General features: G+C 54.5%; 13 protein-coding genes and 1 tRNA gene. 7 read left to right on the top strand and 7 right to left on the bottom strand.

What is annotated here, in order from left to right:
- Positions 1–4: 4 nt before the first annotated feature.
- Genes EP007_RS04580 through EP007_RS04570 form a run of 3 tightly spaced genes read right to left on the bottom strand, consistent with a single transcriptional unit; the run spans position 5 to position 3,465 of the window.
- A complete protein-coding gene (locus EP007_RS04580) occupies positions 5–1,297 on the bottom strand; it encodes a restriction endonuclease subunit S (protein WP_128476533.1) in 1,293 nt (430 codons plus the stop codon).
- Positions 1,294–2,862 (bottom strand): type I restriction-modification system subunit M, encoded by a 1,569-nt coding sequence (locus tag EP007_RS04575; protein ID WP_128476532.1) that lies wholly within the window; start codon positions 2,860–2,862, stop codon positions 1,294–1,296. The genes EP007_RS04580 and EP007_RS04575 overlap by 4 nt, the downstream gene beginning before the upstream one ends.
- A gap of 54 nt (positions 2,863–2,916) precedes the next feature.
- Positions 2,917–3,465, bottom strand: coding sequence for a TATA-box-binding protein (locus EP007_RS04570; RefSeq protein ID WP_128476531.1), 549 nt, complete (start codon positions 3,463–3,465; stop codon positions 2,917–2,919).
- Positions 3,466–4,215: 750 nt separating this feature from the next.
- On the opposite strand from EP007_RS04570, the gene EP007_RS04565 reads away from it, so the two are divergent.
- The 6 genes from EP007_RS04565 to EP007_RS04540 all read left to right on the top strand — a co-directional run bounded on the left by EP007_RS04565 (position 4,216) and on the right by EP007_RS04540 (position 10,203).
- Positions 4,216–4,479, top strand: coding sequence for a DUF7386 family protein (locus EP007_RS04565; protein WP_128476530.1), 264 nt, complete (start codon positions 4,216–4,218; stop codon positions 4,477–4,479).
- A 328-nt stretch (positions 4,480–4,807) separates the two neighbouring features.
- The gene (locus EP007_RS04560; protein WP_128476529.1) at positions 4,808–5,980 is read left to right on the top strand and encodes a hypothetical protein; all 1,173 of its coding nucleotides are present in this window, start codon (positions 4,808–4,810) and stop codon (positions 5,978–5,980) included.
- A complete protein-coding gene (locus EP007_RS04555; RefSeq protein WP_128476528.1) occupies positions 5,977–6,870 on the top strand; it encodes a hypothetical protein in 894 nt (297 codons plus the stop codon). Before EP007_RS04560 ends, EP007_RS04555 begins: the two co-directional genes overlap by 4 nt.
- A gap of 207 nt (positions 6,871–7,077) precedes the next feature.
- Positions 7,078–9,030, top strand: a complete 1,953-nt coding sequence (locus tag EP007_RS04550) for a CBM20 domain-containing protein (RefSeq protein ID WP_128476527.1) — start codon at positions 7,078–7,080, stop codon at positions 9,028–9,030.
- 267 nt (positions 9,031–9,297) lie between these two features.
- Positions 9,298–9,540: a hypothetical protein gene (locus EP007_RS04545; RefSeq protein ID WP_128476526.1), complete on the top strand. Its 243-nt coding sequence runs from the start codon at positions 9,298–9,300 to the stop codon at positions 9,538–9,540.
- Positions 9,541–9,939: 399 nt separating this feature from the next.
- On the top strand, positions 9,940–10,203 hold the full coding sequence (locus tag EP007_RS04540) for a hypothetical protein (RefSeq protein ID WP_128476525.1): 264 nt from the start codon (positions 9,940–9,942) through the stop codon (positions 10,201–10,203).
- Positions 10,204–10,606: 403 nt separating this feature from the next.
- On the opposite strand, the gene EP007_RS04535 is transcribed toward EP007_RS04540, so the two are convergent.
- The 4 genes from EP007_RS04535 to icd form a co-directional block, all read right to left on the bottom strand.
- A tRNA-Pro gene (locus EP007_RS04535) sits at positions 10,607–10,679 on the bottom strand.
- A gap of 191 nt (positions 10,680–10,870) precedes the next feature.
- A complete protein-coding gene (locus tag EP007_RS04530; RefSeq protein ID WP_128476524.1) occupies positions 10,871–11,332 on the bottom strand; it encodes a TIGR00725 family protein in 462 nt (153 codons plus the stop codon).
- Between the two features lie 138 nt (positions 11,333–11,470).
- Positions 11,471–12,370: a tetratricopeptide repeat protein gene (locus EP007_RS04525; protein ID WP_128476523.1), complete on the bottom strand. Its 900-nt coding sequence runs from the start codon at positions 12,368–12,370 to the stop codon at positions 11,471–11,473.
- A 127-nt stretch (positions 12,371–12,497) separates the two neighbouring features.
- Positions 12,498–13,769, bottom strand: coding sequence for an isocitrate dehydrogenase (NADP(+)) (gene icd, locus EP007_RS04520; RefSeq protein WP_128476522.1), 1,272 nt, complete (start codon positions 13,767–13,769; stop codon positions 12,498–12,500).
- A 229-nt stretch (positions 13,770–13,998) separates the two neighbouring features.
- On the opposite strand from icd, the gene EP007_RS04515 reads away from it, so the two are divergent.
- Positions 13,999–14,919, top strand: coding sequence for an isoaspartyl peptidase/L-asparaginase (locus EP007_RS04515; RefSeq protein WP_128476521.1), 921 nt, complete (start codon positions 13,999–14,001; stop codon positions 14,917–14,919).
- The last annotated feature ends 29 nt before the right edge of the window (positions 14,920–14,948 follow it).

The raw sequence follows: 14,948 nt of genomic DNA, 5'->3' as shown, positions 1-14,948 counted from the left end.
TGAATTATACCTCGTTGGTCTCTGTTATTCTTTCTAAGTTGATGTTATCTATCCTCAACTCACCAGATACCAATTTAGGAAGAAGCGTTTTTCGGATTTTCCGCAAGGAATCGTTTTCTAATTGCTTAGAATGAATCTCCTCATACATCGGTGCTACAATTTCTTCAAACCGGTTCCGGTCTGATTCAGGAGGGAGAGCAATCCTGATGCCGTTAAATGAGGTCTGGCTAATTTCATCGTATGTGCTTCCACTTGCCCTGCTTTCAATCTCAGGTCTTTTGTCTTTGATTAACTGCATCAAGAAATAGGGCGGAATCGTATCATCTGGCATGATACAGATGAACCCCTGATTGGTTGCCATCGGCTGCTTATTAACAACAACTTCTCCAACTGTAGCTCTGCTGGTAAGTAGGACGGACTCTGGCGGCATTAGCTTCGCAGAAGTATTATCTAACCCCTCCTCCGTGAGTGTCCGTTCAGTATTATACGCAATTGAGCCATCAAGTGATGTAACTTCTTTTGGTGTTAACCAGAAGTGTTTCCCGCCCCAATATTCGCTAACATCGGTATCGGGAGTACCACCTCCGGAGGTTCCACAAATATCACCGATTTCAACTATTTCAAAGCCATTGGGAATTTGACCCTCTTCTGACTCTTTGAATCCGTCATAGATATCATACGACACAAACCACGAATCATATATTGTCTGTACAGTTTCCTCAAGAGATTGCATTATATCAATATTCAATTCGTATTTTTCGTCAAGCACAGACAAGATGCGTCCAATTTTTCGTTGTTCCGTAAGTGGAGGTAAATCAATCTCAAGATTATTAAATGAAGTTTGAGATATTTCTGGATAAGTAGATCCAGATGCCCGACTCAATATCAGATCTTTCTTGTGCCGAATCCAATGAAGCAGAAACTCGTTATTAATCTCATCTCCTGGCTTAATCCCAATGAACCCCTGATTTGTCGCCATATCAACGTCATTAATCACTGGGACTCCTACTGTCGCTCTGCTTGTCATTAATACTGACCCAGGAGGGAGCACCTTAGCAGAACTATTAGAGAGGCCTTCTTGCGTAATCTTCCGTTCCGTATCGGAGACATGTAACCGCTTTTCATCAGAAATCTCTGAAGGAGTGAGCCACCTTACACTTCCTTCCCAATAGTCATCATTATCTGTCTTGGGAGTACCACCACCAATAGTCTCAATGAGTTCACCGAGTGGTCTAGTGACCCAGTCAGAAGTCTGGGACATGTTCTCTTTTTCAGTAGACGCTTTATGTTCAGTCAAAATCCTAGTTCCTCCAAGTTCTTTCCAATTTCTTCCTGGAGCTCGTTCGAACGTGTGAATTGCTCGCGTAATTCTGCGCTCAATTCCTCCATTTTTACCTCGTATGGGATTCCGTCACCGTCGTCACGTTCGATTCCAACATACCGACCGGGAGTAATCATATAATTGTTATCCTCGATCTCATCAGTCGTTGTAACTTTACAAAATCCTGTTTTGTCCTCATACGCTTCGACATTTTCTTCACCCCGATAAGCACGAACGGTGTCAGCAATTTTTTGTATATGACCTTCAGTTAGACGATTCTGTGTACGGTCAATTGATTCGTGTAATTCGGTGGCGTTGATGAATAGAGTTTCACCGCTCCGATCTCTGTATTCATCTGAATCTTTTCCGCGACTAAGTATCCAGATGCAAACAGGAATTGAAGTTGTATAGAACAGTTCATCAGGTAGAGTGATGACTGCATCAAGGAGATCATCTTCAACTATTTCTTTTCTAATTTCACCCTCTTGGCCTTGGATAGACATCGAACCGTTTGCCATGACGGTACCGGCCATCCCGTCATCATCAAGATGCGACAGCATATGCTGTATGAAGGCGAAATTCGCGTTGTTCGATGGGGGCATCCCATACTTGAAACGAGAGTCTTCCTCCGACACTGTCTCTTTCCCCCACTCGCTCATATTGAACGGCGGATTCGTAATGATCTTGTCTGCACGGAGATTAGGAAATTGATCTTTCCGAATACTGTCCCCAAGTTGAATATTACCATCGATACCACGAAGATAGAGATTCATCTTACAGATACGCCAGGTGGCATCGTTAACCTCTTGACCAAAGATGGAAATCTGGCTTTCGTCTACCCCCTTTCGCTCTAGGAACTTATGACTCTGAACGAACATTCCACCGGATCCACAGAATGGGTCAAAAATGCGTCCCTCAAAGGGTTCCAATATCTCAACTAACAGTTCTACTACGTGTTTTGGCGTGTAGAACTCACCACCACGATGTCCTTCTTGCCGCGCGAATTCCTTGATGAAGTACTCGTAAACTCGACCGAAGATGTCTTGATCCTGAGTATCTTTTCCGTTACCAAGGTCTAGCTCGGAGAATTCGTTGAGTAAGCCTTCCAAGGTATCTTGCGGGATGCGCGAATATCGTTTTGGCAGCATCCCATCAAGACGTTCTGGGTTTTCTTCCTCAATGGCACGCATTGCATCATCAATTTGTGAGCCGATATTGGGGTCGGTCGCATTGTCGATAAGATACTTCCACTGCGCCTCCTGGGGAACGTAGAACACGTTCTCACCGTGGTATGCGTCCTTGTCTTCCAGAATGAACTGGCGTTCTTCATCGTCGTTACCGCAATAGTAAATCGAGTCTTCGTCGTAAGTTAGATCCCGCAACTCTTCACGGCGCTGTTCAAATGCATCCGACATATACTTCTGAAAAAGGAGACCGAGAACGATATGCTTGTACTGAGCAGATTCGACGGGCCCGCGAAGCCCCTCAGCAGATTGCCAGAGGCTTTCTTCGAATTCCCCGTCGCCGTTATTGATACTCATATAACAACCACGAGCGGTTAGGAACTTCAAATTTTGCTTACTGATCCACTGCAGTCAGCAATCATCGAAAATAGAGAGCTGGTCTCTGAGATGCTGAGTCGCGGACTTAGCGTGTTTGTTGTCAGTTGTACCGCCGATAATAACCTTCCCGCTAGCGAAAACCAAGAGAGTGACATCATATTGGGTTGGGCGGTAAATCAAGCCAGGAAACTGCTCGGGTTCGTATTCGATATATTCAAGCCCGAGTGCAATAGCAAATGCTTCCAGATTGATTTCACGTCCGAGATCTTCCATAAACACAGAGGTCACTTGTTTGAATTCAGTTTCGGTGGTATCGACGCCGATATCATCAAGGACTTCCTCAAATTGCCGGAAGGCTTCTGTTAGCAGCAGTTCGGTCCCAGCACCACGAATTTGGAACGTACCTGTTCGATATATAGTGTAGGCCGGTCCGTTCTCCTTCAGTCGAACAGTGACCATTGAGGGGCCGTGAAAATTCGCGTCTACGATTTCACCCAGATGGTTCTCCAACTCGGATACGAGCGTCTCTAAATCAATTTCTCGTCCGAGCGAGCCACTACCCATTGTACTTACAATTTCCATTCTGTGCTCCGGGTTGTTACTAACACATCGCCTGTGCTAGCGAATATAACTTCTCGTTGAGATGCACAATACACACGAAGCGCTGGTATATCGTTCTGTCCGTCCAGGAGTGAGTACGGACGGATGTACTTACGTGAATGCTTTCAGGTGTACACGAGTACGTACATGGCAACGTACTCGGAATCGAACTGACAATATGGTTCAATTTCTAACGAACTACCGCGCGATTCCCAAATGATAACCGCCAGATTGCATAGGGTTGTTAGAGAACATCTGCTGTGACCACGTCCCAAATGAAGCATCTCCATATTATCACCGGTCTTGGACCCCTTGTCCGAAATTTCTGCTGTGGATGTGAAACTGGCAGAAGAGGAAGACGTAAAGTTCCGGACACCCTCCGTTCTCAAATCTCTCCTCAAAATCGGATGAACAGCGTGTAGGCAAACTTTCCAACTTTCTGTGGCGGTCCAGGAGCAACTGTCTGTATGTAAAACGGACGGGTGTCCAAGCATCTGGAACCGGGTCTTCGAGGCCGCCCCCACGGGTTGTGCTCAGATGTATACGGTCGTCCGGATGTATGCACCTCGCAGCGCGTCGGCAGAGTGACGGGTACATAGATTCGCCTGCTTCCCGACCTATGTCCACGTCGTTCACGCCTGGGACCGGTGCCCCCTTTATATCGGATGGACTCTCGTTCACCTTAGAACGACACACTAGCACCCGCGTGCATACTCTCGTACTTAAACAACCATGGCAACCGACAGAACCAGTCTGAAGCTGACCGACGAACGGAAGATCCTCTTCGACAAGACGAGCGAGATTGTCTCCGATGGACCAGACGATGACCCGCCGCGGAGTGACGTCATCGACGCAGCGCTGACGCACCTCATTGAGAGCGAGGAGAATCTTCAGAATGTCCACGACCGCTACCCGCCACAGACGGTGAAGGACTGCTGTAACACGTCTGTACTCCAGTTGTACTACCGGACCAATATCGAATCAAGGTGGCGGTGACAATGCGTTGCTTTTCGTACTGCTGGGGGTTCTTAGGCTCCCATTCTGTGTGGTCGGTGTGCCCCTATTCCTGCTTCTCACTTGCCGCCATCCGTGCTCACGTCTAACCGCTCGCGGGTCACGTCTTAGTATGGTCTTTCCTTAACCAGTTCGGCGCTGGTGGTTGCTCACCCCAGAGCAAGGGATATCTCACCACCTGTGATCAAGCTCATCTGTACCTCAGATTAGCAGAAACGACTGCACCGAGAATTTCACTTACGGCCTATGCCAAATCCTTTCAACCGTTATACGCCAATGGGCAACCAAGGGACGATTTCGTGAATTACCTATGCCACCTCTAGAACCGACGGATCGACGGGAACTATACGAGCATTTCCAGCATGTCATAGAAGGAACATATGACCAACTGTTGGAGGAGCAGAGGCTGAACTACAAACAGAATATGCTCAAATCCTTCCTCGTGGAAACTAATATTGAACCCACCACGCTTGAGGAACAATTCGAGCATGTGACTGTCGGGGAGGTGGATTACAGCTTGTTTGAGGTGCTCATCGATACTTCAAGCGACGAAGATGAAGAGGAAATTCTGTCGTTCTATTTGGATAGTCAGGATGAGCGGTTCTGGACGTTCTATTCAATCGAGAAGTCCCGACCAGCGAAGGACGCGATGGAGGACTTGATCATGGCGGAGCGAAGTGGGCTGGATTATCTCTGGTTCCCGGCGCAGCTACAACGTTACTTCACTAAGCTTGGCGAATTCCAAGGTGCAGGCATCAATTACGACGCTGAGGACGTGTTTTCTGAAGAGTATATTGACGAACATCTCCCATTTGGCGAGCTGTCGATTCAGAGTTCAGGACAGGGTACGAGCTGGCTGCTGGATGCATTGAGCGACGCTGACCTGAAGCGGTTCCTGTCGTTGTCCTCGGTGAAAATTCGCCGAGAAATGGAGGAGGGAGTCGTAATTGAGCGGATCGACAATAATGGTCGGATAACTACTAGAGGCGGTGATGACATCCAAGCACATCTATCGTTCGTCGAAATCATCCGCGACCTCTATGCAGACCTCATTCGAGGGATCGAGGAAGAAGGGCGGATTGGATATCCAATCCGAGAAATCGAGGCTGAGGAGGATGAACGCCATTCATCAGGCCAATCTATTGAGGGAACACCGATAGTAATCAATCTCGCCAACTCGGTTGAGAATCTGAAAGAGTTCGCCGACAGCATTACCTCCGCCACGAAACCACTGCGACTCTGGGGGGTTGGTACCTGGATTGCGGACGACTACTACAAGGTTCGAGGTACCGATCTCCATAACAACGACAGCTTCACGCTGGAGATCAAGCGGGACTGGATTCGCCTCTATCTCCCAGACGATGCATGTGGGAACACTGCCTTGCGGATTTTCTCGAATATCCAGCGGTACTACGATGCAGAGGCCTCCTTTGGCGAGCGAAGTGACCCGTCGAACTCGAAGGTTGGTCTGACTGCACAATGACGTACTATCTGTCGCCTCATACGGTACAGATGAATGCGTGGATTGGTTTGTGCCAACTAGACGACCGATTCCCGGACACCCTCGCTAAACTCGGGTACACCGTGGATATCATTGAGCCGGGGTTCACTATCAAGGGGGACTATATTCAGCCGGATTTAATTCTGACTGCTCATCGGCGCAACCACAGTCTGTTATTGGATTTCAAATCATATCACCTGAAAGACCATCAGAACGAGCGGTACGAAACAGCCGTTCGGAATCCCGACCAACTAGTGCTTCGGGGGGCTGTCCAGGGTGTTCCTCCTGAGGAACTGAGTGCCGACTTCTCATACTCTTCGTTCGGTGATCTGGCCGATATCCATGACTTGAGCGAGTTCGCTTTCACGACAGTGCAGTTTGAGGCACACGTTGGGGATTCGAACCTTCGTATCGAAATTGTCGGGTCAGAAGGGTTTGGAGAACCCGATCTGGATGATGCGTTCCCGATTGAGGTGCCTCATGGGAAGGACATCCCGACGGATTACTATCCGTTTGATGCTGAGGATGAGGATCATACTCAGTTCTGTATCTATATGCTGAATGCTGCAATTCAACTGGCGGGTGAGTATGGTTCAGATCCGTTCAACGTGGATGAGTTGTTGGCTGAGTCGCACAAGCTCTGGGGTTCGATGAGTGAGGAGAAAAAGAAGGAGTTGCGGTCGTGGGGTGAGGACTTCCTTGATAAGTACAATAAGAAAGGGTTAGATGAGCATCTGCGGAAGGTGCAGAAGGACAATCAGCCAGCGTGGTTCCGAAAATCGAGTTCGTTCCAGGCTCTGCGGAATAAGGCGGACGAATTTATTGCTGACCTTGAGGAAGAACTGGCTCAAAAGAAGTTGGGTGAGTTCTAATCCAGATCTGTTTGGGCTTGGGTTTTCTCTGATAGACTCGGTCTGCTTTGTTGAGTACCTATTGATCAAACACTATCTACATTCTATACAGCAACTTGACACCGTACCTACCCCGAGCTAAAAAGCGGGTGACCGGGATCCAGAAAAGCGTTAGACTACCAAGAACCGTAGAATATTATATACAAAGAACGGATTTGATAATGGTATATGACAGATAGTCCTCTGGAAGGTGTGGAATTTAGTTCTGGTTCAGAAACCCGCACTGCAGGAGAATTTGTGGACACAACTCATGACCCGGATCTTCTATACTACTACATACAAGACGCCTACCAAAAAGCGGAAGCCGGGGTCGATATCGATGCTGATGGAAAGGAGGAAGAGGTGAGGATTCACTCCCAAATCGAAGTCTTCCAGTCCTCGATTCAGTACGTGGAAGCGTTTGGGATCTACCTTCTCTCATACATCAAGGGAAGAGAGGACCTCCTTGAAAACCTGATTCAAACTCGACCGAAGCAGCTGCGGTCTTTCTTTGAAAGCCTGAATGATGGTACAGAAGATGAGTTTTTCCACCGTCACGATATCAATGAGGATTACCGGGATACGCTAGAGAGATTGTTTGGCTACGTATTCATCGACAATATCGAGGACGACGAAGTCTCCGAGGAAGAAGTCGAAGAAGCGATCGACCAATCAATAGACGTTTTAGATACGAACATCCGACGAATCGGGGAATTCTATCTCTACTTCCACGAGGTCTATAACGCGGTAAAACACGGGAACCGAGCTCTTCCACAGGCCGAAAACTCGTTCACTCTCAGCCATGGTAACGAGGAAGAAACTAGTGTCGATCTGGATATGGACTTTGTCGTCTTCATCTGCAAAAACGACCAAGGCCAACCATACCTGGTAACCATTCCGATCGAGTACCTGATCGACCACTCACTGCAAATCGTTGAGAAGGTTCACCGGGTTTTCAACTACCTGAAACGGGTTTCCAACGCGGCCACCACTGAGGAACCAGTAGATCTCTCGTTTTTCAGATTCAAAGAGACCGACGACGACCCGGAGCAGGAGTGGCTGACCGCAACCCACCAAAGCGGTGTGATCATACTACCCAAGATCGAGGAGTTAGAGGAGTTGCAGGTACCGAGGGAATTGACGTTTCCAGCCCGGATTGAGGTCAATCACCGGACTCTCTATATCAAAACACGGTTCGACGAAGAACCCAGTGATGAGTTCCCTTTGTTGATCACGATACTGCAGAAAGGGTTAGTCGGTCTCTCTCCTCAGCCGATTCTGGGCCTTGATTTTGATATTGATATCGCTGATTTGGATGTGCTTCAGTACCATGAATTATTAAAACTGGAAGAGGTTGAGCTGGAAGAAGACGGTGTTGCTGAGATTATCGTTTATGACGAGCAAGCTGATGAAGAGATTGATACCGGTCACCCGGAAGATTTGGGTTATGAGCCGGCGGAGGAGAAACCGCTACCGAAAGAAGAAATTGAGCAGTTGGCTTTGCTGCAGAAGATCAGTGGGGAGCGTATCCCGGTCCCGCTTCCATTCACTGTAGCGAAGAGACAAGGCAAGGTGATCGAACGATGCCTTGACTCAGATCTTACCCGTGATGATGCTGTTGATGCGGTAGAGGAGTTACGGGAAATCGGGGAAATCAATCACATGACCACAGTTTACGTGGAGGAAGTACTTCCGCTAGGTCAGACAGTACGTTCTGAAGTTGTTGGCCAGTATCCAGGTGAAATATCGTTCGATGATTTAGAGTTCGAGACGGAAGAGGGAAGAGAGAATTTTGAAGAGGAATGGGGTGATCCTGGGAGCACTTTAGGCTTTAATGTGACCGGTTTTGACGGTGGGCCTGATGACCTGGTTGAGTTTTTACAGGAGGATGTTTCCAATTTAGAACGGGTCTTAGCACAGTTCGATGTCCCACAAAACGAGTTGGAACTCGCACCGCTAAGAATCGAGTACGAACTCGGTGAACCAGGGTTCTGGTACACGGAGAACACACTCTGGTTCAAGTTCCTAAAGCTGGAATACACTATAAATGAGGCTAAGATATGCCCGATATGCAGATCGCCCATGACTACTGATTTTGCAACCCATCTGGCAGAGGATTGTGAATTATCAACGGCAGAATAGACTCTGAACCGGTTCATCAATGTTGTATACGCGCCCTGTCTCCTTCAGAATGGGCTACCCACTGGGCACCCCGTATCTCTGATGTCACGTCACATGATGGGCGACACGACGCAGCACACCGATATCTCGCCACTCAATATTACGAAGGGAATTTGAGGCGACGGCGAATGCGGGTTTGTCAACGACAGTGCAGCGAGCTCGGACCCCGACATGACCGCACTGATTGACAGTGTGGATGGTAGACTGGCAGCACGACAATACTTCCGTATGGGTGCGATAGAGGTTCTACACCCCCCAAATACAGGCGTTTTTACATTATCGGAGACTACTGCTAACTATGGACCCTCCCTCGATATCGAGCACCTCACGCGAATCGCCGTCGGCGACGTGATCAACGGCGACAAAGACGACAGCGACAGCGGGCACTACGGCTACGCAGTCCTCCGCGACATTCGCGCTGGTGACACCATCACTGCAGCCGCGTACGAGGACACACTCGATTACTGCTAACGCCCGCAGCCGAGGACGGCAGTGTGAACATGGAGACGCGCGAGTGGCAGACAATATTCGGATTCACTGCCGACATCAACATCGAACAATGACCCGGAGCATCGACTCGATAAAACACGACGCAAACCAGTATGTCAAAATCACCATCAACTGTGCAGACGGCGACGGAGATGTCAAGGTCGCAGCCAACCCAGCGCGAGCGACCGTCACAGCCCAGTACAAGTACACTCCTAACGAGGCGCTCATGGCGACCGAGTGCGTCAGTGCAAATGACGACCGCGGCGAAGCACACGCGGCGATCCGCGACGCGCTCGCAGGACTCGATGTTGACGACAATGTCCCCCCAGACGATCGACCGACTGGAACGAGTCGGCACTGGATGGACGACGGGACCCCGTGTTGCCAGACGATATCACGGGCGTGGACGTGCACGGCGACTACAAGGCGCTCCGCAGCGGGCAGGACATGCACCTCATTGAAGACGACGGCACCGCGTATCGCGGGCAAATACTGTTCGTGAAGATCGGCGACGGCCTCCCGCCCGTGGATGAGCTCCGTGATGCCCTCGATCAGAAAGTTGAGCGGCGGGTGAACGAAGGATCTGCGGGCAGCAACGCACTCACTACGAGGAAGAGGTTGATGACCGGGTCCGGGCGGACATAATGGAAGTGGAGTCCCTGGAAGAGGCCGCACATGTTGTTCGTGGTGACCAGGGCGAGAACAACGACCATGGCAGTGACCAGGAGGATGGTGGTAGTGACGGTGAGCAGGGGACGCTCACAGGATTCTAGCGCGCAGCTGGCCGGTGAATCCGGATTGGGCGATCAGACGACCCGCCAAAGTGCTTGCGCTGCAGGCACCCCAAGCACAACACATCCTTTTTCGTCAACTCCTCCACCCCACGCTGAACCCCCACTTTCACCGCGCCGACTCTCGCAAAACCACCAGCAAGCGCAACCCGCAACATGAGTCATGTTCGACTCTAACCTGCTAAACCGGCGATCGAGACCCCAAACCCCAAGCTATACGGGGATTATCCTCAACCCTCAGAAAACACGGGCGAAAGTGGGCCGGCGCGAATTCGAATCGCGGTTACGGCCACCCGAAGGCCGAAGGATACCAAGCTACCCCACCGGCCCGCAGGTGAACAAATGCGGGTCGGAAGTTTAATCCTTCCGGATTCGCCCGACCGGTCGCCGGACGTTCGCGGTCGAGGCGGCGCTCGGCCCGACCGACGCCATTTCTGTCGCAGGAGCGACGCCGGAGCGCCCGCCCGTGAGAAAACGGTACTGCTGTCTGTTAGCCTTCTCTACCTATGTTTAACCAATTTCTATCTTTCTTCTCCACCGGGTTCGACGGCCGACTCGACGTAGGCCACCGCGTCGGCGGCCGACTCGACGGCTTTGACGCCCGGCGCATCGTGGGTTCCTAGTCCCGCTATCGGGCGGTCGAAGACGCCCGCGAGACCGAGTTCCGAGAGCGTGCCGACGCCGCCGTCCACCGCGATGACGGCGTCGCCGTTCATCACCACGAGCGCGTTCCGAGCGTGGCCCAGTCCCGTGGCGACGGGAACGTCCACGTAGGGGTTCGCGGCGGCGCGGTCCTCGCCGGGGAGGACGCCGATTGTTCGCCCGCCTTCCTCGCTCGCACCGCGACAGGCGGCCTTCATCACGCCGCCCAGTCCCCCGCAGACGACGGTGTGGCCGTTCTCGGCGAGACGGCGGCCAACCCGCTCGGCGGTCTTCGCTTCCGATTCGGTGACGGTACTCCCGCCGATGACGCTGACGCGCATGGCTGTGACTGTCGGTTCGGGAACCCTGAGAGTGTCGTTCCGAGAGAGATGTGCGTGTTCGAGCGAGTCGTGGCTGTACCGCGATATTCGCCCTGCCCCGCGACGGCGGTCGAAACGTCAGCAATCGCGCTCGCCGACTCACGCCAACCGTTCGAGGAACCGCCCGAACACCTCGCTCTCCACGTCGCGGAGTTCCGCCTCGTCGTCCGGTTCGACGCCGGTTTTCAGGTCTCCGGGGGTCGCGTCGGTCTCGCCCTCCGAGAGGCGTTCGAAGAGTGCGGTCGCTGGCTCAGAGAGCTTCTCGCGGTGGTCTCCCACGAAGTCGAGGGTCGCCTCGCGGTCCGCGTCGCGGTCGGTCAGGTCCGCGTAGGCGACGCGGCCGACGCCCGCCGCGAGGACGACCCGGAACTGCCCGACCTGCTCGCGCACCACGTCGGCACGCTCCCACGTCGCGTCCAGCAGGTCCGCGCCGATCTCGTCTTCGCCCGCGAGCAGGCGCGTGAGCGCGATTCCGTAGAGCCGACCGGCGCTGTCCTCGGTGCGAATTCGGTCGGCGTACCGTTCGATCAACTCGTCGCGGCGCGCGGTCGAGAGTTCACCGGGGTCGGCTTCCCCGAGAATCATCAGCGCGTGGCCCCACCACTGCGCGAGTTCGTCGTCTGCGCCCTGCTCGTCCAGCACGTCGAGCATCGGTTCGAGCGCGTCGAGCGCCTTGCGGGCGTTCTCTCGGCGGGCGTGGAGTTCGACCACGCGCTCGTAATGCTCGCGCGCCGTGGCGTAGTCGCGGTTCCGGTCCGCGAGGTCCGCCAGTCGCAGGCCGAGGTCAACCGCTCGCTTGGTGTCGCCGAGGCGACCCCAGACCCCGATGGCAGCGTCGTAGTGTTCGCGGGCGGTCTCGTAGTCCTCACCCGCGAACTCGGCGCGCTTCTCGTGGTAGAACGCCTCGGCGCGGCGCTTCCACGGAAGGAGCTGTGCGAAGTTCGCTGCGAGCCATTCGTCGAGGCGGCTTCCGGCTCTCGGAATCTCCTGTGTACTCATGTACTACCCTCTCGCGCCGAGTTTTATGAATCTTACCTCGAAATATATGTGAAATAAAGTGGGGCGCGAAACGATGGTCTCCCTATCGAGTGACGCGCGAAAAGAAAAATACGGAGAGAACGCGACTCTACGCGAGTTCGTCGATTTTGTCGCAGATGGCCTCGGCGTACTCGGTGGTGCTGAGCTTCTCGCCGCCCTCGATCTGGCGTTCGAGGTCGTACGTGACCTTGCCCGAGGAGATGGTCTCCTCGACGGCGTCGCGGATGAGTTTGCCGGTGTCGTCCCAACCGAGGTACTCGAACAGGAGCCGACCCGAGAGGATGAGTGCGGACGGGTTGGCCTTGTCCTGACCGGCGCGCTTGGGCGCGGAGCCGTGAACCGGCTCGGCGAGACAGCGGTTGTCACCGAAGTTCGCGCCGGGCGCGATGCCCAGACCGCCGATTTGGGCACCCGCGGCGTCCGAGAGGTAGTCGCCGTTGAGGTTCGGCATGGCGAGCACGTCGAACTCGTCGGTACGGAGCTGCATCCACTGGAGCATCGCGTCGGCGAGGCGCTCCTCGACCATGACGGCGTCCTCCGGGATTTCCACTTCGTCCTGCTCTTCCCAGAGCGAGTCGGGCGCGGCGAAGACTTCCTCGTCGGGGTACTCCTCGTCGGCGACCTCCATGCCCCAGTCACCGAACTGACCCTCGGTGAACTTCATGATGTTGCCCTTGTGGACGAGCGTGACCTTGTCGCGGTCGTTCTCGATGGCGTAATCGATGGCCTCGCGGACGAGCCGCTTGCTGCCCTTCTCGGAGATGGGCTTGAGACCGAGACCGATGTCGCCCTCGTGCATGACGCCGTCGAAGTCCATCTCGTCCTCGACGAAATCTCGAACCTTCTCGGCCTCGTCGGTTCCGGCCTCCCACTCGATACCGGCGTACACGTCCTCGGTGTTCTCTCGGAACGTGACCATGTCCATCTCCTCGGGCGCTTTCATCGGGGACGGAACGCCGTCGAGGTAGTAGGTCGGTCGGACGTTCGCGTAGAGGTCGAGCGTCTGGCGGAGCGCGACGTTCAGCGAGCGGAAGCCAGCGCCGACGGGGGTCGTGAGCGGACCCTTGATGGCGACGCGGTGTTCGCGGATGGCGTCAACCGTCTCGTCGGGGAGGTTCTCGTCGTACTTCTCTCGGGCGCTCTCACCGGCGTAGAGTCGCATCCAGCTCACGTCGCGGCCTGTCGCCTCGGCGGCCTTGCTGAGGACTTTCTGGGCGGCCGGACCAACGTCCTGTCCGATTCCGTCCCCGTGGATGATGGGGATAATCGGGTTGTCGGGTACTTCGAGTCCGTCCTCGCCTTCTTCCGCGACGGTAATCTTCTCGCCGTCTTCAGGGACTTCGACCTTGTCGTAGCTCATGACGTGTGAATCTGCGAGCGAGGGGAATAAAAGGGCTACCGTTTAGTCCTGCGAGTCCCACATACGTCCTAATATTCCTAGTTTGGTGTCGTGACTCATTCCCGTGGAGTCGCGGGTGACCACCTGCTTCCGTTCGATCTCGTGACACACCGCCTCGCGGCGACACGCCCTGTCACACTTCCTCGCCGAGTAACCCGATTTTAAGGCCGATGGGGAACCACCACCTCGCATGAACGTCATCGTACACGGCGGTGCGGGGAGCGCCCCCGACGAACCCGAACCCAGACAGGCAGTGTTGGACGAGGCGGCCGAGACCGGCGCGGGCGAATCCTCGGTCGTGGACGCGGTCGAGGCCGCGGTTCGCGTCCTCGAATCCTCGCCGCGGTTCAACGCGGGCGTCGGCGGCGCGGTCCAGAGCGACGGCGCGATTCGGACCGACGCGGGCCTGATGACCGACGACCGCGAGGCGGGCGCAGTCTGCTCGATGCCCGGCGTCGAACACGCGGTCAGCGCTGCGCGCGTCGTCATGGAGGAGACCCCCCACGTCCTCGTCTCGGGCGACCACGCGGTGGAACTCGCCGCGGACTACGGCGTCGAGACCGACGTGGACCTCTGGTCGGCCGACACCCGCGAGAAGTGGGACGACCTCGATTCGACGCCGGAGGGCACCCCGAGCGAACACCTCGATTGGCTCACCGAAAAGTTCGGCGGGAACCCGGACAGCGCCGAGAGCGACGACCCGACGGACGACCACAAGGACCACGACACCGTGGGCGCGGTCGCCTACGACCCCGAGACCGACGAGTTCGCCGCGGCGACCTCGACCGGCGGCCGATGGCTCGCGCTCGCGGGCCGGGTCGGCGACGTGCCCCAAATCGGGAGCGGCTTCTTCGCGGCCCCTGCGGGCGCGGCCAGCGCGACGGGCGCGGGCGAGGACATCGCCAAGACGACGCTCACCCGGCGGGCGGTCCGCCACCTCGAATCCGGCGACGACGCCCAGACCGCGGCCGACCGCGCCGTTGAGGCGTTCGCGGAACTCACCGGCTCGTCGGCGGGCGTCATCGTCCTCGACGGCGACGGGAACGCCGGGAGCGCGTTCAACTCCGAGGCGATGCAGACCGCGGTCAGCAGTCGCTCGGCGAGCGAGTGAGAGCCGAAAGAATCGAAATTGGGGACCGG

This window comes from Halorussus pelagicus (genome assembly GCF_004087835.1).
Taxonomy (GTDB): Archaea; Halobacteriota; Halobacteria; order Halobacteriales; family Haladaptataceae; genus Halorussus; species Halorussus pelagicus.
The sequence above is the reverse complement of the archived record's forward strand: the minus strand, read 5'-3'. Positions and strand labels throughout refer to the sequence as shown.

Coding starts and splice junctions, on each gene's coding strand:
- EP007_RS04575 (WP_128476532.1), bottom strand. CDS start 2,862: ATGAGTATCAATAACGGCGACGGGGAATTCGAAGAAAGCCTCTGGCAA.
- EP007_RS04570 (WP_128476531.1), bottom strand. CDS start 3,465: ATGGAAATTGTAAGTACAATGGGTAGTGGCTCGCTCGGACGAGAAATT.
- EP007_RS04565 (WP_128476530.1), top strand. CDS start 4,216: ATGGCAACCGACAGAACCAGTCTGAAGCTGACCGACGAACGGAAGATC.
- EP007_RS04560 (WP_128476529.1), top strand. CDS start 4,808: ATGCCACCTCTAGAACCGACGGATCGACGGGAACTATACGAGCATTTC.
- EP007_RS04555 (WP_128476528.1), top strand. CDS start 5,977: ATGACGTACTATCTGTCGCCTCATACGGTACAGATGAATGCGTGGATT.
- EP007_RS04550 (WP_128476527.1), top strand. CDS start 7,078: ATGACAGATAGTCCTCTGGAAGGTGTGGAATTTAGTTCTGGTTCAGAA.
- EP007_RS04545 (WP_128476526.1), top strand. CDS start 9,298: ATGGGTGCGATAGAGGTTCTACACCCCCCAAATACAGGCGTTTTTACA.
- EP007_RS04530 (WP_128476524.1), bottom strand. CDS start 11,332: ATGCGCGTCAGCGTCATCGGCGGGAGTACCGTCACCGAATCGGAAGCG.
- EP007_RS04525 (WP_128476523.1), bottom strand. CDS start 12,370: ATGAGTACACAGGAGATTCCGAGAGCCGGAAGCCGCCTCGACGAATGG.
- icd (WP_128476522.1), bottom strand. CDS start 13,769: ATGAGCTACGACAAGGTCGAAGTCCCTGAAGACGGCGAGAAGATTACC.
- EP007_RS04515 (WP_128476521.1), top strand. CDS start 13,999: ATGAACGTCATCGTACACGGCGGTGCGGGGAGCGCCCCCGACGAACCC.